This is a genomic window from Amycolatopsis arida, from assembly GCF_900115565.1.
GTDB lineage: Bacteria > Actinomycetota > Actinomycetes > Mycobacteriales > Pseudonocardiaceae > Yuhushiella > Yuhushiella arida.
This window is the reverse complement of sequence record NZ_FOWW01000008.1, coordinates 134,180-150,427: the sequence shown is the minus strand read 5'-3', so window position 1 is coordinate 150,427 and position 16,248 is coordinate 134,180. Positions and strand designations below refer to the sequence as shown.

The window sequence follows — 16,248 nt, the reverse complement described above, 5'->3', positions numbered from 1 at the left end:
CGAGGGTGAGATGAAGCTGTTCCTGCAGATCCTGTTGATCGCCTCCAGCGTGCTGCTGATCGGCGCGGTGCTGCTGCACCGTGGCCGGGGCGGTGGCCTGTCGTCCCTGTTCGGTGGCGGCATGCAGTCGAGCCTCGCGGGCTCGAGTGTCGCCGAGAAGAACCTCGACCGGATCACGCTGTTGCTCGGCGCGATCTGGTTGATCAGCATCGTGGGCCTCGGCCTGCTGCTGAAGGTTTGACAGAACAGGCGTGCCTGCTTGGGGGGTGCGCCACCGATTCCTGATGTGAGGATTCATGGTTGGCGGAAACGCGATTCGGGGCACCAGGATCGGTGCCGGTCCCTCCGGCGAGTCCGAGCGCGGGGAGACCGCGCCGCGCCGCCGGGTGTCGTACTGGTGCGCCAACGGGCACGAGTCTCGCCCGTCCTTCGCCATGGAGGCCGAGGTACCGGAGGAGTGGGACTGCCCGCGGTGTGGGTTGCCGGCCGGGCAGGACCAAGACAACCCGCCGGCGGCGCCACGCACCGAGCCGTACAAGACGCACCTGGCGTACGTGAAGGAGCGGCGCAGCGACGCCGACGGGGAGGCCATCCTCCGCGACGCGCTGGAGCGGCTGCGCCAGCGCCGGCAGCAGGTCTGAGCCAGCCACACATGCCATGAAGGCCACCTTCATTGCGCTCAACGCCATGAAGGTGGCCTTCATGGTGTTAGCCCTGGGGTGCGGGGAGGTCGCGGCAGGTGGTGAGGAACGCGTGCCAGGCCCGCGGGGTGAGGCGCAGGTGGCCGGCGGCCGGGTTCTTGGAGTCGCGCACACCCACCTCGCTGGCGAAGGCCACCTCGACGCAGTCTTCATCAGGTGAGCTGTAGGTGCTTTTCCGCCAAGTTTCTCCGGGCGTGCGCATGCTCCTCCTTAGTCGGGCTGGTCGTACTCGCTTGCCAGGCGGGCAAGGAACTCCCGTGATTGTCGCTCATCCAGAGCATCCTGCGCCAGCCGTCCAAGAAGAGCCCTGCTGGTGGCGATGTCCTCCCGGTTCTCTACGAACAGCCCAGCCACGAGCGTGTCTGTGTAAAGCAGTGAGCCGTGCGCGGCGAAGCTCATCAGGGTGAGCTGGCTGACGCACAAGGCGCCTGAACTGGCGGTGGATGGGACCACCCGGATAGTTATGTTTGCCCGCTCCGCGACGAAGCCCAGATGGAGCAGTTGCTCGTTCATCACGCGGTTGCTGCCCATCTTCGAGCGCAGGGCCCCCTCGCAGAGGTAGAACGTGAACTTTGGTGGGTTCCACCGGTAGAGGAGGCTTTGCCGCTCCAGTCGAACCTGCACCCGGGCAGCTATTTGGGCTTCGTCGCGATTGCCCAGCACCTGCATGCTCGTCCGGGCGTAGTCCTCCGTTTGGAGTAGTCCGGGGACGAGGACCGGTGAGGCGGTGGTGATGGTGCGGGCGGTGTTCTCGTGCAGGACCAGGGTCCGTAGCGAGTCCCGGCGCACCAGGTAGCCCTTCTCGGTCTCCCGACCCAGGTACAGCACCTCGGCGATCTCGTTGCTCGACTGACGGCAGTGGGCGAGGTGGATGGTGATGTCCACCTCGGAGTAGGTCGCCAGCCCGGACTCCATACGGGAGATCTTGGTGACGGAGAAGCCGGTGCGGTCGGACAGTTGCGCCAGGGTCAGGTCCGCGACGACCCGGCGCTTGCGAAGTTGATCGCCCACCTCGCGGCGGCGGGCATCGGAGATCCTGTCTGCCATGCTGGAGAACGTAGCGGCACCTAGCCGAAAATCCAGACAGGAACGCACCCCTTACACCCCAAAGAAGCATGACCTGCGCGCCCGGAAAGTTACCCGCAGGTCGTCATTCCGAGTGAGTAGAACTACGCATTGATTACGTGCGTAATCCTCTTCACCCTCCTGGGTAAGGCCGCCGGAACAATGCCGATTCCGTTGAATCCGTTGCCCCCGTGGCATAGCGTCAGCACGAGACCACACGTTCGGGGGAGAGGGTGACGATGAGGTGGCACGCCTGGGCCGGAGGGGTGGCAGCGGTGGCTGGGGAACCGCGGACGGCAAAGCGCTGAAGTGGATCGGCCTGGTCTTCTCAGCCGTGCTGCTGGCCGGGGTGACGGTGGTCAGCATCGGCGTGCGCCGTGGGCGTGGCGATGCCGAGTGCACGCTGCGACGGCGGCGGGGATGCGCCCGCGTTCCGTGACGACGCCGTCGCCGCGGCGGTGGTGATCATCATCCTGGTCGCCGGCCTGACCGAGATTCTCGTGACGCTCGTCGGTGGCGGGATCGCCGTGCGGAAAGGGCGCACCCTCTCGGGTTGGGTGCTCGTCCCCTGGCTGCTCGCGTTCTTCATGGTCGTCGTCGCGCTCGCCGCGACGTCGACCTGATGTCGGTGCTGATCGTGGTGGCGCCGCGCTCGCGGCCGCGTCGGCACGGCACTGCTCAGAGATTGGTTGGCCGACCTGCCTGACGCACACGGCCGCCCGGACGCCGTCGACTCGCTGCCCGGCGCGGTGGCATTGTCCGGCGAGTAAGGGTGGCACGGTGAGCGAAACATTCGTCCCGCAACAGCGGCACCTGTCGCACCGGGAAGGCCACCGTGATCGCGCTCGACGCGGTCGCGGTGGCCTTCGAGGCAGGCGCAGGGAGTCAGCTCCGCACGGGGTAGCGGGCGCGGACCTGGAAGCCGCCGTCGGGGGTGGGGTTCGTCTCGAAGGTGCCGCCGAGCAGGCGGGCCCGCTCGGCCAGCCCGGTCAGCCCGTGCCCGCCGGAGGGCAACCGCGCCTCCGGCACCGTCGCCGTCGGGTCGGCGGGCGCGTTGCGCACCTCCACCCGCAGCCCGTCGCCGTCCCCGCGGACGTACACCTCCGCCTGCGCGCCTGGCGCGTGCTTGTGCACGTTCGTCAGGCACTCCTGCACCGTCCGGTACGCCGCCGCCGACACCTTCGGGCACAGCTCCTCCGGCACGCCCTCCACGATGAGCCGCACCGGCACCTCGAGGTTGCGCACCAACTCGGGCAGCTTCTCGATCCCCGGTCGCGGCCCGTCGTCCACCGCGCCCGAGCGCAGCACGCCCACCAGCGCCCGCAACTCCTCCAGCGTGTGCTTGCTCAGCTCGCGGATGGTCTGCGCGGTCCGCTGCGCCTCGCCCGCGGTGTTCGTCACCGACAACGCCCCCGCCTGCATCGCAATCAGCGTGATCTGGTGCGACACCACGTCATGCATCTCCCGCGCCAGCCGAGCCCGCTCCTCGGCCCGCACCGCCTGCTCGTGCAGTTGCCGCTCCCGGTCCCGGCTCGCCGCCAGCTCCGCCAGCCGCTTCGACAGCTCCGTCCGCGCCCCGATGAGCAGCCCGATCGCCACCGGCATTCCCGCGACGATCACCCCGTAGATCCCGCGGAACACGTGCTCCCGCCAGGTCAGCGCGAAGAACTCCGCCGGGGGCCACGGGACGAACCTGCCCACCCACACCAACCCGGCGCCGACCCACACCTGCCAGTGATGCTGCTTGCGTGTCGCCAGGAACCCCAGCGCGATCATCGCGGCCAGCTGGGACCACCCCACGAGGAACCCGGGCACGGTGGCCAGCAGCACGGCGAACGGGAACCACCGGCGTGCCACCAGGGCCAGGCAGGCGATCGCGGACAGCACGAACGAGTACGGCTCGGCCTGCTCGGGGATCACGAGCCAGAAGTCGAGCAGCGCGAGGGTGATCGCGGCGACGTCGACGGCGAGTGAGCGCAGCGCGGGCCGGCGTGTCCAGGCGAACCGATCGGCGACGCGGACGGGTGGCCGTGCCCGGTCGGCGGCTCCCGCGCCGGAGCCGCCGACCGAAAACCCGGGGAAGGACAACCCCTCAGTGGTCATGGCTTGGACCTCTCGTCTTGTGGACTTGGTGAAGAGAGGTGCGTGGGACCGGATCGGGACGCGCAGCAACGAACAAATGTGCGTCCGTTAAGAATGCGATTATTCCCCGACCGGCGAGGATTTAGTTGCAATTTCTACGACCCGCCAGCCCGGCAGGAGCCGTACCACGAGTCCGCGCCGGTATACCGGCACATCGGTACAACGAGGCAACACCGCGACGGGGTACGCACACCGGACATCGACCGGCCGCGACATGACGGCCGATCGAAAAAGTCGGGGTCAGGCCAGTGGCGGCTGGTACACCCGCTGGAGCTTGCCGGCGGCGGCCCGGTCCAGCAGCCACAGCGTACGCCGCTGACCGCGCGCACCGGCCACCGGAAGCTGAACCTCACCCGCGCCGGCGAGGGCGAGCGCCACCGCATCAGCCTTGCCCTCGCCGGACGCCGCCAGCCACACCTCCGCGGCCTGGCGGATCGCCGGCAGGGTCAGCGAGATCCGGGTGGGCGGCGGCTTGGGGGAGTGCCGCACCGCCACCACGGAGCGCTCCGTCTCGTACACGGACGGCGACTCCGGGAAGATCGACGCGGTGTGCCCTTCGCCACCCAGCCCGAGCAGCAAGATGTCGAACGTGGGCACGTCGCCGTGGTCCTCCGGCCGCGCGTGGGCCGCGAGCACCGCCGCGTAGGCCGCCGCCGCGGCATCCGGGTCGGCACCGAACTCGCCGTCCGACGGCGCCATCGCGTGCACCCGGTCCGGGTCCACCGGCACGTGGTCCAGCAGCGCCTCCCGCGCCTGCTTCTCGTTGCGCTCCGGGTCACCGCCCGGAACGAACCGCTCGTCGCCCCAGTAGACGTCCAGCCGCCGCCAGTCGATCGCGTCCCGGGCCGGCGAGTCGCGCAGCTGCTCCAGCATCGCGATCCCGGTGCCGCCGCCGGTGAGCACCAGCGACGCCGACCCCTTGGCCGCCTGGAGATCGACCAGCCGGGTCACCAGCCGGGCCGCGGCGGCCGCGGCGAGCAGCCGCGGGGTGGCGTAGACGACGACCTCGGTGCGACTCATCCCCGGTCCTTCCCCGCCGACGCCGTGGCGCCCTTCCGACCTTCCCGGGCCCGGCCGGCCTGGCCACTCCCGGACCGGCCCCCGGAGCGGCTCCGCCCGGCGAGCTTGCCGAGCCCGCACAACGCCGCCTCGTACACCTCGTCCGGGTCGAGCCGGCGCAGCTCCTCGATGAGGCAGTCCTTGGTGTCCCGGCGCTGCAGCGCGATCCGCCGGGTTGGCTGCCCGGGCTGGGTGAGCCGGCCGATCCGCCCGTCCGGCCGAGTCAGCTCGATCGGTCCGGACCGCCGCTCCAGCGTCACCGACAGGATGCCCTGCGCGCTGGTGGTCTTGACCCGTTTCACCGGCACCGACAGGTACGCGGCCAGCCAGCCGGCCAGCAACTCGGTGGACGGCGAGTCGGCCTCACCGACCACCGACGCCGCCGTCACCTTCTCGTACGGCGGCAGGTCCAGCGCCGACACCAGTTGCGCCCGCCAGTTCGTCAATCGCGTCCACGCCAGGTCGCTGTCGCCGGGGGAGTAGTTCTTCCCGCGGGTGGTCAGTGCCCGGATGGGGTTGCGCTCGGCGGCCGAGTCGGTGATCCGGCGCTGCGCCAGGTGGCCGAGCGGGTCGTCCGCCGGCGCCTTCGGCCCGGCGGCCGGCCACCACGTCACGATCGGCGCGTCCGGCAGCAGCAGCGGCACCACGGCGCTCTGCCCCTGCGCGGCCAGCGGCCCGTACAGCCGCAGCACGATGACCTCGCTCGCGCCGGCGTCCCCGCCGACCCGGATCTGTCCGTCGATCCGCGGCGCGGCGGTGCGCACCCCCCTGGCCACCACGATCACTCGCGACGGGTGCTCCCGGCTGGCCTCGTTGGCCGCCTCGACGGCGTTCTCGAGGTGCTCGTCGTCGTCGGCCACGATCACCAGGGTGAGCACGCGGCCCAGCGCGACGGCGCCGCCGCGCTCGCGCAGCTCGACCAGCTTCTGGTTGACCTGCGACGCGGTGGTGGATGGCAGGTCGATGATCACCGGGTCCTCCAGGGTGCGTGCGGGGTCACGGCCGCCTCCAGTGCCGGCCGGTGCGGGCCACCAGCCGCTCCGCCGACGGCGGCCCCCACGAGCCCGGCTCGTACGGCTCGGGCGGGGCGCCGTTGGCCGCCCAGTGCGCCAGCACCGGGTCGAGGATCCGCCAGGACAGCTCCACCTCGTCGTTGCCGGGGAACAGCGACGGCTCGCCGAGCAGCACGTCCAGGATCAGCCGCTCGTACGCCTCGGGTGAGGACTCGGTGAACGCGTGGCCGTAGCCGAAGTCCATGGTGACGTCGCGGACCTCCATCGTCGTGCCCGGCACCTTCGACCCGAACCGCAGCGTCACGCCCTCGTCCGGCTGCACCCGGATGACCAGCGCGTTCTGCCCCAGCTCCTCGGTCGCGGTGGAGTCGAACGGCAGGTGCGGTGCCCGCTTGAACACCACCGCCACCTCGGTGACCCGCCGGCCCAGCCGCTTGCCGGTGCGCACGTAGAACGGCACCCCGGCCCACCGCCGGTTCTGCACCTCCAGCGTCACCGCCGCGTAGGTCTCCGTGGTGGAGTCCTTCGGGAACCCCGGCTCCTGCAGCAGCCCGGGCACCTTCGTGCCGCCCTGCCAGCCGCCGGTGTACTGCCCGCGCGCGGTGGTCTCGTCGAACGGCCCGATCGCCCTGGTGGCGGCGAGCACCTTGACCTTCTCCGCGCGCAGCGCGTTCGGCTCGAACGACAGCGGCTCCTCCATCGCGGTCAGCGCGAGCAGCTGCAACAGGTGGTTCTGGATCACGTCACGCGCCGCGCCGATGCCCTCGTAGTAGCCGGCCCTGCCACCGAGGCCGATGTCCTCGGCCATGGTGATCTGCACGTGGTCGACGATGTTGGCGTTCCAGATCGGCTCGAACAGCTGGTTGGCGAACCGCAACGCCAGGATGTTCTGCACCGTCTCCTTGCCGAGGTAGTGGTCGATGCGGAACACCGACTCCTCGGGGAAGACGTCGTTGACCACCGCGTTGAGTTCCTTGGCGCTGGCCAGGTCGTGCCCGAACGGCTTCTCGATCACCACTCGGCGCCAGGTGTCGCCGTCGGACTCGGCCAGCCCGCACCGGGCGAGCTGCTTGGTCACCACGGGGAACGCCCACGGCGGGATGGACAGATAGAACGCGGTGTTGCCGCCGGTGCCACGCTCGGTGTCCAGGTCCCGCACGGTCTGGGCGAGCCGGTCGAACGCGTCGTCGTCGTCGAACGTGCCCTGCACGAACCGGATCCCCTCGGCGAGCCGGTTCCACACCGACTCCCGGAACGGGGTGCGGGCGTGCTTGGCGACGGCGTCGTGCACCACCTCGCCGAAGTCCTGGTCGGCCCAGTCCCGCCGGGCGAACCCGACCAGGGAGAAGCCGGCCGGCAGCAGCCCGCGGTGGGCCAGGTCGTAGATCGCCGGCATCAGCTTCTTGCGCGACAGGTCACCGGTGACTCCGAAGATCACCAGGCTGGACGGCCCGGCGATTCTCGGCAGCCGCTTGTCCCGGGGATCTCGCAGGGGATTGGTCCACGCACGGCTCATACCCGCAGATCCTGCACCGCGCGGATGATCTCGGCCAACCCGGCGGCCCGGTCGGTCAGGTGCAGCCGCAGCACCGGCCGGCCGTGCTCGCGCAGCACGTCGCCGTCGCCGAGCGCCTGGGCCAGCTGCAGCGTGCCGAGCGTGTACGGGCGGCCCGGCACCTCGAGGTCGCGCTCGTGCGCGCCGGTGACCTGCAGGAAGATCCCGTTCTGGTGGCCGCCCTTGTGGTACTGGCCCGTGGAGTGCAGGAACCGCGGGCCCCAGCCGAACGTGGTCTGCACGCCGGTGACCCTGGCCAGCTCGCTGCGCAGCAGCGCCGCCGAGGCGTCGTCGAGCCGGTCCAGGTAGGCCTGCACCGCGACGTACCCGCGCTCGGGCACGGTGTCCAGGAAGTCGCGCAGGACCTCGGTCAGCCCGCCGTCACCGGTCGCGCCCGCGCTGGCGTGGATCTCCACCGGACCGTCCACAGTGGACGGCGGGCTGCCGGAGCCGAGCTGGTCGGGGTCGTCCAGCAGCGAGCGGGCCGCCCGCTTGGCGGCCTCGACGTCCGGCTGGTCGAACGGGTTGATCCCGAGCAGCCGGCCGACCACCGCGGTCGCGTACTCCCACAGCAGGAACTGGCCGCCGAGCGGGCCGCCGGTGGCCACCGTGGCCCCGCCCGCCAGCGGGCCGATCGCCACCGGGGTGGCGCCCGACCCGGCGTCGGCGAAGCCGGGCGCGTCGGGCTTCTCCACCACCACCGGCAGCAGTCCGGTGCCCTGCTTGCCGGTGGACTCGGCGATGAGCTGCTCGGCCCAGTCGCCGAACCCGGTGAGCGTCCCCGGCACGCCGGCGTCGGTGTTGGTCAGCACCACCTTCTCCGCGCCGGCGGCGTGCGCCGCGCCGAGCGCCGCGGCCAGGGTCAGCGCCGGGTTGTCGGCGTCGTCGGCGGACAGCACGTCCGCCGCGGCGGCGGCCTGGTCGAGCAGCCGCGCGACGTCGGCCCCGGCGAGGCCGGCCGGCACCAGCCCGAACGCGGTGAGCGCCGAGTAGCGCCCGCCGACGTGCGGGTCGGCGAGGAACACCTTCCGGTAACCCTCCGCCTCGGCCAGCTCGGCCAGCGGGGAGCCGGGGTCGGTCACCACGACGATCCGCCGCGCCGCGTCGATCCCGGCGTCGGCGAACGCCTTCGCGAAGATCCGCCGGTGGCTGTCGGTCTCCACCGTCCCGCCGGACTTCGACGACACCACCAGCACGGTGCGCCGCAGGTCACCGGCCAGCGCGTCGGCGACCTGCCCGGGGTCGGTGGTGTCCAGCACGGTGAGCGGCACGCCCTCGGTCGCCGCGATCACCTCGGGCGCCAGCGACGACCCGCCCATCCCGGCGAGCACCACCCGGTCGACGCCCTCGGCGCGCAGCTCCGCCCGCAGGTTCTCGATCTGCCCGATCAGCGGCCGCGACGTGGTGTACAGGGTGGTCCAGGACAGTCGGATCGACGCCTCGGCCTCGGCGTCCGGGCCCCACAGCGTCGCGTCCTGCGCGGCGAGCCGGCTGGCGACCTTCTCGTTGACCAGCTCGTCCAGCAGCGCGGCCGCGCCCGAGCCGAGCTCGGCGTCCCCGATCACGACGCGTATGGCCCTGCCGTCCCCCATGTCGTCCGCCATGCGTCAGCTCCCGGCCTGCGCGAGCTGGCCGGACACGGTGTCCAGCAGCTCCGTCCACGACTTGTCGAACTTCTCCACGCCCTCGTTCTCCAGCGTCACGAACACGTCGGGGATGTCCACGCCGACCGCGGCCAGCCGGTCGAACACCGCCTGCGCCCGGTCGGCCGTGCCGGTGACCGTGTCGCCACCGATCTCGGCGTGGTCGGCCGCGGCGTGCAGCGTCTTCTCCGGCATGGTGTTCACCGTGCCGGCGACCACGAGCTGGTCGACGTAGCGGGTGTCGGAGTACTCGGGGTTCTTCACCCCGGTGGACGCCCACAGCGGACGCTGTGGGTGCGCGCCGTCGTCGGCGAGCGCCCGCCACCGATCGGTGTCGAACAGCTCCTGGTAGGCGGCGTAGGCGAGCCGGGCGTTGGCGATGGCCGCCTCGCCGCGCAGCGCCAGCGCCTCGTCGGTGCCGATCGCCTCGAGCCGCTTGTCCACCTCGCTGTCCACCCTGGACACGAAGAACGACGCCACCGACTGGATGGTGCGGAGATCGTGGCCGTTGGCCCTGGCCCGCTCCAGGCCGGCGAAGAACGCGTCGATCACCGCGCGGTAGCGCTCGACGGAGAAGATGAGCGTCACGTTCACGCTGATGCCCTCGGCGAGCGTCCTGGTGATCGCTGGCAGCCCTTCCTCGGTGGCCGGGATCTTCACGAAGATGTTCGGCCGGTCCACCGCCTTCCACAGGTCCTGCGCCTCGGCCACCGTGCGCTCGGTGTCCTTGGCCAGGCCGGGGTCGACCTCGATGGACACCCGCCCGTCGACGCCGTTGGTCCGCGCGTAGACGTCCCGGAACACGTCGGCGGCGTTGCGCACGTCGGCGGTGGTCAGCTCGCGCACCGCGGCGTGCACGTCGGCGCCGCGCGCGGCGAGCTCGCGAACCTGCTCGTCGTAGGCGTGCCCCGCGGACACCGCGGAGGCGAAGATCGTCGGATTCGTGGTGACGCCGACGACGTACCGGTCGCGGATGAGCTCGGCGAGGTTGCCGGAGTTCAGCCGCTCCCGGGACAGGTCGTCGAGCCAGATCGAGACGCCGGCCTCGGACAGTCGGGCCAGCCGGTTGGTGGTGCTCATCCCATCATCCCTTTCAGGTCGTCAGGCCGCGCCGGAGCCGACCGTGTGGAGCGACCGGCGCGCGGCGTCGGTCACGGTCTCGGCGGTGAACCCGAACTCGCGGAACAGCGTCTGGTAGTCGGCCGAGGCGCCGAAGTGCTCGATCGACACGATCTCGCCGGCGTCGCCGACGAACCGGTGCCAGGACTGTGCGACGCCGGCCTCCACGGCCACCCGCGCCTTCACGCCCGAGGGGAGGACCGACTCGCGGTACGCCTCGCTCTGGGCGTCGAACCACTCGACACACGGCATGGAGACCACACGGGCGGCAACACCCTCGGCGGCCAGCGTGTTCCGGGCGGCCACGGCCAGTTGCACCTCCGATCCGGTGGCGATGATCACCACGTCCGGGGTGCCGCTCTCGGCGTCGGCGAGCACGTAGCCGCCGCGGGCCACGCCCTCGGCCGCCTTCTCCCGGGTGCCCTCCAGCACCGGCACGTTCTGCCGGGTCAGCGCCAGCCCGGACGGGGCGGAGACGTCCTCCAGCACCGCCTTCCAGGCCGCGGCGGTCTCGTTGGCGTCCGCGGGCCGGACCACGTTGAGCCCGGGGATGGCGCGCAGTGCCGACAGCTGCTCGATCGGCTGGTGCGTCGGCCCGTCCTCGCCGAGGCCGATCGAGTCGTGCGTCCAGACGTAGATCACCGGCGCCTTCATCAGCGCGGCCAGCCGCACCGCGGGGCGCATGTAGTCGCTGAAGATCAGGAACGTGGCGCCGTAGGGGCGGGTGCCGCCGTGCAGCGCGATGCCGTTGAGGACGGCGCCCATCGCGTGCTCGCGGACTCCGAAGTGGAGGTTGCGGCCGTAGGGGTGCGCCGTGAACATCCCGGTGGAGGCGGACTCCGGGCCGAACGAGTCGGAGTTCTTGATGATCGTGTTGTTGCTCTCCGCCAGGTCGGCCGAGCCGCCCCACAGCTCGGGCAGCGCGTCGCCGATGGTGTTGAGCACCTCGCCGGAGGCCTTGCGGGTGGCCACGCCCTTCTCGTCCGGCGCCCAGCTCGGCAGGGTGCCCGCCCAGCCCTCGGGCAGGGTGCGGGTGCGCAGCCGGTCGGCCAGCTCCTTGCGCTCCGGGTTGGCCGCGGCCCACTGGTCGTACTGCTCCTGCCACGCGGCGCGGGCCCGCTTGCCGCGGTCGATCGCCTGCCGGGTGTGCGCGAGCACCTCGTCGTCGATGTGGAAGGACGTGTCCGGGTCGAAGCCGAGGATCTCCTTCACCGCGGCGACCTCGTCGGCACCCAGCGCGGCGCCGTGCGCCTTGCCGGTGTTCATCTTGTTCGGCGCGGGATAGCCGATGATCGTGCGCAGCCGGATGAACGACGGACGGGCGGTCTCCGCCCTGGCCGCGGCGATCGCCTCCTCGAACGCCACGACGTCCTCGCCACCCTCGACGGTCTGCACGTGCCAGCCGTAGGCCTCGTACCGCTTGGCGGTGTCCTCGGACAGCGCGATGTCGGTGTTGTCCTCGATGGAGATGTTGTTGTCGTCGTAGATCACCACGAGGTTGCCGAGCTGTTGCCGGCCGGCCAGCGAGGACGCCTCGGCGGTGACGCCCTCCTCGATGTCACCGTCGGAGGCGATCACGAAGACGTGGTGGTCGAACGGGCTCTCCCCGAGCGCGGCGTCCGGGTCGAGCAGGCCGCGCTCCCGCCGGGCGGCCATCGCCATGCCCACCGCGTTGGCCAGCCCCTGGCCGAGCGGGCCGGTGGTGGTCTCCACGCCGGGGGTGTGCCGGTACTCCGGGTGGCCGGGGGTGCGCGAGTTCCACTTCCGCAGCTGCTTCAGGTCCTCCATCTCCAGCCCGTAGCCGGCGAGGAAGAGCTGGATGTAGAGGGTGAGGCTGCTGTGCCCCGCGGACAGCACGAAGCGGTCGCGGGCGGGCCACTCGGGGTCGGCGGGGTCGTGCCGCATGATCCGCTGGAACAGCGAGTAGGCCACCGGCGCGAGGCTCATCGCGGTGCCGGGGTGTCCGCTGCCACAGTGCTCGACCGCGTCGGCGGCCAGCACGCGCACGGTGTCCACCGCCCTGGTGTCCAGCTCGGTCCAGTCGGCGGGCACGTTCCGCCGCAGTAGCGGGTTGTTCTCGCTGGTAGAGACGGTGTCGGACACTGAACTCGCACTCCCGGTCTGCTCGGTCGTTGGTGTCGTTCCGGCCGGAGTCCACCGGGTACCCGCACACGCGGGCCCGCTAGACATGACCAGAATCTACTTAATCGATCCCGATTCCGCCCGTCTCCCGCGCGGAGCGGGCCGTTCGCGCACGTCGGGACCCATTGGCGCCAGCCTAGTAGGTCCGGTGGTTTTCGGCCGGGAGGGCGCGGGCGGGAGCGGTCACACCGTCGCGGGGACCCGTGGGCGGGCGGCCGGTCCCGACGACTACGATCAGCGACAGCGCGGCCTTCCAGTGCCGAGCGGACCCCACCACCGGCGCCCGCGCGACCCGAACCTGACGCAGGGAGCGAGATGTCGTTGGTGCACGCCGGCCCCGGCCGCGCCGGTTCCGCCGGGCCCGTGCACCCCGCGGGCGGCCGCGGCGTGCGCCGCACCATCGCCGCCTACGCCGCGCTCGCCAAGCCGCGGGTCATCGAACTGCTGCTGGTGACCACCATCCCGGCGATGTTCCTGGCCGGGCGGGAGATCCCGTCGCCGTGGCTGGTGCTGGCGACGCTGGTCGGCGGGACCATGGCCGCGGGCAGCGCCAACGCGTTGAACTGCGTGATCGACGCCGACATCGACAAGGTGATGAACCGCACCAAGCGGCGGCCGCTGGTGCGCGACTCGGTGCCGAGGGCCGGCGCGCTGGTCTTCGGCCTCGCGCTGGGCGTGGCCTCGTTCGCCGTGCTGGCGCTGACCGTGAACCTGTTGTCCGCGGCGCTAGCCGTGGCGACGATCCTGTTCTACATCTTCGTCTACACGCTGGTGCTCAAGCGGCGGACGCCGCAGAACGTGGTGTGGGGCGGCGCCGCCGGGTGCATGCCGGTGGTGATCGGCTGGGCCGCCGTGTCCGGCACGGTCGAGTGGCCAGCGCTGGTGATGTTCGGGGTGATCTTCTTCTGGACCCCGCCGCACACCTGGGCGCTGGCGATGAAGTACCGCGACGACTACGAGCGCGCCGGCGTGCCGATGCTGCCGGTGGTGGCCACCCCGCGGCACGTGGCCAAGCAGATCGTCGTCTACTCGTGGGTGATGGTGGGCTGGACCCTGCTGCTGGCCCCGGCCACGAGCTGGCTGTACACGGCGTTCGCTCTGGTAGCCGGCGGGTGGTTCCTGTTCTACGCGCACCGGCTGCGCGCGGCGGTCGAGCGCGGCGAGCGCACCCGGCCGATGGCGCTGTTCCACCGGTCGAACACGTACCTGATGGTGGTGTTCTGCGCGCTGGCGGTCGACTCGGCCATCGGCCTCCCGGTGCTCGGCCTGCCGTTCGGCTGATCGCCCCCCGGTTGAGCCCGTCCGGGAACAAACGCCGGGGTGCGGGTCGTTGGGGATCTCGCGGTTCGTCGCGACCACCCCCCGAGCTGGAGGAAGATCGCCCTTGTCCCTGTCCCGGAACTCCAGGGAACCCGACACCACCACCGAGATCGTCCACGAGCAGTCCTACCTCGACCTGCTGTACCGCAAGCTCGACACCGAGCGCGAGGTCACCGCCCGGCGGCGCGACGAGGCGCTGCGCGGCCAGGCCGAGACCCCGCAGGCCGCCGCCGAGCGGGACGCCTCCGCCACGATGTACGGCGAGCGGCTGGCCCAGCTCAACTCCGTGGAACAGGGCCTGTGCTTCGGCCGGCTGGACACCCAGGACGGGCAGACCCACTACATCGGCCGGCTCGGGCTGTTCGACGAGGACGCCGACTACGACCCGTTGCTGCTCGACTGGCGGGCGCCGGCCGCGCGACCGTTCTACCTGGCCACCGCGGCGTCCCCGGACGGGGTGCGCCGGCGCCGGCACCTGCGCACGCTCAGCCGCACGGTGGTCGGCCTCGACGACGAGATCCTCGACCTGACCGCCCCCGACCAGGGCCACGACCTCGGCCTGGCGGGGGAGGCGGCGCTGCTCGCCGCGCTCGAGCGGCGGCGCACCGGGGAGATGTCCGACATCGTCGCCACCATCCAGGCCGAGCAGGACCGCGTCATCCGCGCCGACCTCGGCGGCGTGCTCGTGGTGCAGGGCGGGCCGGGCACCGGCAAGACCGCGGTGGCGCTGCACCGCGCCGCCTACCTGCTCTACACCCACCGCCGGCAGCTCAGCAGCCGTGGCGTGCTCGTGGTGGGGCCGACCAGAACGTTCCTCCGCTACATCGGCCAGGTGCTGCCGTCGCTCGGCGAGACCGGCGTGCTGCTGGCGACCATGGGCACGCTGTTCCCCGGCGTGACCGCCGACGGCACCGACAGCCCCGAGGCCGCGGAGGTCAAGGGTCGTGCGGTGATGGTCGACGTCCTGGCCGCGGCCGTGCGCGACCGCCAGGTGATGCCGGACGCCGGCGCCCCGCTGGAGATCGGCGTCGAGGGGGAGACCCTGCGGCTGGACCGGGACACCTGCGCGCGGGCCCGCGAGCGGGCGCGGCGCACCCTGCGGCCACACAACCTGGCCCGGCGGGTGTTCGTCGACCAGGTGCTCGACGCGCTCACCGCGCAGTCGGTGGCGCGGACCGAGAGCGACGTGTTCGACGGGCTCCCGGAGATCCCGCTCAGCGCGAACGAGTCGCCGGACGGCGAGGTGCTCGACGCGCGCGACCACGCGGCGATCCGGGCGGAGCTCGCCGCCGACCCGGCCGTGCGGGCCGCGCTGGACGAGCTGTGGCCGGTGCTGACACCGCGGCGGGTGCTGGCGGATCTGTTCGGCTCCGGCGAGCGGCTGGCCAGTGCGGCCGGTGACCTGCTCACCGAGTCCGAGCGGGCCGCGCTGCTGCGCTCGGCCGGCGGCGCGTGGACTCCGGCCGACGTGCCGCTGCTGGACGAGCTGGCCGAGCTGCTCGGTGAGGACGACACCGAGGCGAGGGCGGAGCAGGCCCGCAGGCAGCGGGAGGAGCGTGCCTACGCCGAGGGCGTGCTGCACATCCTGGAGCAGGACGACGAGATCATCGACGAGGAGGTCGTGCGGGTGCGCGACATCCTCGACGCCGAGCTGCTGGCCGAGCGGCAGCAGCTGCGCGGCGACCTCACCGCGGCGCAGCGGGCCGCACGGGACCGGACGTGGACGTTCGGGCACGTGATCGTCGACGAGGCGCAGGAGCTGTCGGCGATGGACTGGCGGCTGCTGATGCGACGCTGCCCCAGCCGGTCGATGACCGTGGTGGGGGACGTGGCGCAGACCGGCGCGGTCGCCGGGACGTCGGCGTGGGGAGACGTGCTCGGGCCGTACGTGGGGGACCGGTGGCGGCTGCGCGAGCTGACCGTGAACTACCGCACCCCGGCGGAGATCATGGAGCTGGCCGGGCGGGTGCTCGCCGAGGCGAACCCGGAGCTGCGGGCGCCGACGTCGGTGCGGGAGACCGGGACGCCGCCGTGGCGGCGCGGCGTCGACCCCGCCGAGCTGCCCGACCGCATCGGATCCATCGTGGACGACGAGTTGGCCGCGGCGGACGGCGGGACGGTGGCCGTGCTGTGCCCGGCGGCGCTGCGGCCGGCGTTGTCGTCGGCCGTGCACACCACGGCCACGACGTCGGGTTCGCCGGACCGGGTGTCGGTGCTCACCGTAAACCAGGCCAAGGGGCTGGAGTTCGACGCGGTAGTGGTGGTCGCGCCGGAGGAGATCGTGGCCGCCTCGCCGCGCGGGTACAACGACCTGTACGTGGCGCTCACCCGCGCCACCCAGCGGCTGGGGCTCGTGCACACCGGCCCGCCCCTGCCGGCACTGTCGGGGGCGGCCGAACTGCCGGGGGAGCCCGTCCGGTGAGCCGCGGTGGCCCCGCGGTCCCCGGGTGTGCCCGGGTCGCACGGAGATGCCCGGATAAGGTGTCGCC

Annotated in this window: 14 protein-coding genes; 5 read left to right on the top strand and 9 right to left on the bottom strand. The window is 72.1% G+C overall.

Annotation, left to right across the window (positions count from 1 at the left end):
- The first annotated feature begins 10 nt into the window (after positions 1-10).
- Positions 11-241 (top strand): preprotein translocase subunit SecG, encoded by a 231-nt coding sequence (gene secG / locus BM051_RS21555; protein WP_092533430.1) that lies wholly within the window; start codon positions 11-13, stop codon positions 239-241.
- Positions 242-296: 55 nt separating this feature from the next.
- Entirely contained in the window at positions 297-641 is a 345-nt protein-coding gene (locus tag BM051_RS21550) for an RNA polymerase-binding protein RbpA (protein WP_092533428.1), read from the top strand.
- 67 nt (positions 642-708) lie between these two features.
- Here the strand turns inward: BM051_RS21550 and BM051_RS21545 are convergent, their stop codons facing one another.
- Both BM051_RS21545 and BM051_RS21540 read right to left on the bottom strand, forming a co-directional pair.
- Positions 709-903 (bottom strand): DUF397 domain-containing protein, encoded by a 195-nt coding sequence (locus tag BM051_RS21545; protein WP_092533426.1) that lies wholly within the window; start codon positions 901-903, stop codon positions 709-711.
- Between the two features lie 8 nt (positions 904-911).
- Positions 912-1,748, bottom strand: a complete 837-nt coding sequence (locus BM051_RS21540) for a helix-turn-helix domain-containing protein (protein ID WP_092533424.1) — start codon at positions 1,746-1,748, stop codon at positions 912-914.
- A gap of 395 nt (positions 1,749-2,143) precedes the next feature.
- Here BM051_RS21540 and BM051_RS21535 point away from each other — a divergent pair, with 395 nt between their 5' ends.
- Complete coding sequence (locus BM051_RS21535) at positions 2,144-2,389, top strand: hypothetical protein (RefSeq protein ID WP_092533421.1); 246 nt, start codon at positions 2,144-2,146, stop codon at positions 2,387-2,389.
- A 262-nt stretch (positions 2,390-2,651) separates the two neighbouring features.
- Here the strand turns inward: BM051_RS21535 and BM051_RS21530 are convergent, their stop codons facing one another.
- The 7 genes from BM051_RS21530 to tkt form a co-directional block, all read right to left on the bottom strand.
- The gene (locus tag BM051_RS21530; protein ID WP_092533418.1) at positions 2,652-3,869 is read right to left on the bottom strand and encodes a sensor histidine kinase; all 1,218 of its coding nucleotides are present in this window, start codon (positions 3,867-3,869) and stop codon (positions 2,652-2,654) included.
- Positions 3,870-4,148: 279 nt separating this feature from the next.
- On the bottom strand, positions 4,149-4,928 hold the full coding sequence (gene pgl, locus BM051_RS21525) for a 6-phosphogluconolactonase (protein WP_092533415.1): 780 nt from the start codon (positions 4,926-4,928) through the stop codon (positions 4,149-4,151).
- Positions 4,925-5,938: a glucose-6-phosphate dehydrogenase assembly protein OpcA gene (gene opcA, locus BM051_RS21520; RefSeq protein ID WP_092533412.1), complete on the bottom strand. Its 1,014-nt coding sequence runs from the start codon at positions 5,936-5,938 to the stop codon at positions 4,925-4,927. The genes pgl and opcA overlap by 4 nt, the downstream gene beginning before the upstream one ends.
- Positions 5,939-5,963: 25 nt before the next feature.
- A complete protein-coding gene (gene zwf / locus BM051_RS21515; RefSeq protein ID WP_092533409.1) occupies positions 5,964-7,496 on the bottom strand; it encodes a glucose-6-phosphate dehydrogenase in 1,533 nt (510 codons plus the stop codon).
- Positions 7,493-9,139: a glucose-6-phosphate isomerase gene (locus tag BM051_RS21510; RefSeq protein WP_424923301.1), complete on the bottom strand. Its 1,647-nt coding sequence runs from the start codon at positions 9,137-9,139 to the stop codon at positions 7,493-7,495. Before BM051_RS21510 ends, zwf begins: the two co-directional genes overlap by 4 nt.
- Positions 9,140-9,142: 3 nt before the next feature.
- Positions 9,143-10,258 (bottom strand): transaldolase, encoded by a 1,116-nt coding sequence (gene tal / locus BM051_RS21505; protein WP_092533406.1) that lies wholly within the window; start codon positions 10,256-10,258, stop codon positions 9,143-9,145.
- Between the two features lie 21 nt (positions 10,259-10,279).
- Positions 10,280-12,400 carry a transketolase gene (gene tkt, locus BM051_RS21500; RefSeq protein WP_092533403.1) on the bottom strand — a complete coding sequence of 707 codons (2,121 nt, stop codon included), beginning with the start codon at positions 12,398-12,400 and terminating at the stop codon, positions 10,280-10,282.
- 354 nt (positions 12,401-12,754) lie between these two features.
- Between tkt and BM051_RS21495 the strand changes: the two genes are divergently transcribed.
- Complete coding sequence (locus BM051_RS21495; protein WP_092533400.1) at positions 12,755-13,720, top strand: heme o synthase; 966 nt, start codon at positions 12,755-12,757, stop codon at positions 13,718-13,720.
- 103 nt (positions 13,721-13,823) lie between these two features.
- Positions 13,824-16,181, top strand: coding sequence for an ATP-binding domain-containing protein (locus tag BM051_RS21490; RefSeq protein ID WP_092533397.1), 2,358 nt, complete (start codon positions 13,824-13,826; stop codon positions 16,179-16,181).
- The last annotated feature ends 67 nt before the right edge of the window (positions 16,182-16,248 follow it).

Excerpts from the sequence above, each read along its gene's own strand:
- secG (WP_092533430.1), top strand. The coding sequence starts at position 11 with ATGAAGCTGTTCCTGCAGATCCTGTTGATCGCCTCCAGCGTGCTGCTG.
- BM051_RS21550 (WP_092533428.1), top strand. The coding sequence starts at position 297 with ATGGTTGGCGGAAACGCGATTCGGGGCACCAGGATCGGTGCCGGTCCC.
- BM051_RS21545 (WP_092533426.1), bottom strand. The coding sequence starts at position 903 with ATGCGCACGCCCGGAGAAACTTGGCGGAAAAGCACCTACAGCTCACCT.
- BM051_RS21540 (WP_092533424.1), bottom strand. The coding sequence starts at position 1,748 with ATGGCAGACAGGATCTCCGATGCCCGCCGCCGCGAGGTGGGCGATCAA.
- BM051_RS21530 (WP_092533418.1), bottom strand. The coding sequence starts at position 3,869 with ATGACCACTGAGGGGTTGTCCTTCCCCGGGTTTTCGGTCGGCGGCTCC.
- pgl (WP_092533415.1), bottom strand. The coding sequence starts at position 4,928 with ATGAGTCGCACCGAGGTCGTCGTCTACGCCACCCCGCGGCTGCTCGCC.
- zwf (WP_092533409.1), bottom strand. The coding sequence starts at position 7,496 with ATGAGCCGTGCGTGGACCAATCCCCTGCGAGATCCCCGGGACAAGCGG.
- BM051_RS21510 (WP_424923301.1), bottom strand. The coding sequence starts at position 9,139 with ATGGCGGACGACATGGGGGACGGCAGGGCCATACGCGTCGTGATCGGG.
- tal (WP_092533406.1), bottom strand. The coding sequence starts at position 10,258 with ATGAGCACCACCAACCGGCTGGCCCGACTGTCCGAGGCCGGCGTCTCG.
- BM051_RS21495 (WP_092533400.1), top strand. The coding sequence starts at position 12,755 with ATGTCGTTGGTGCACGCCGGCCCCGGCCGCGCCGGTTCCGCCGGGCCC.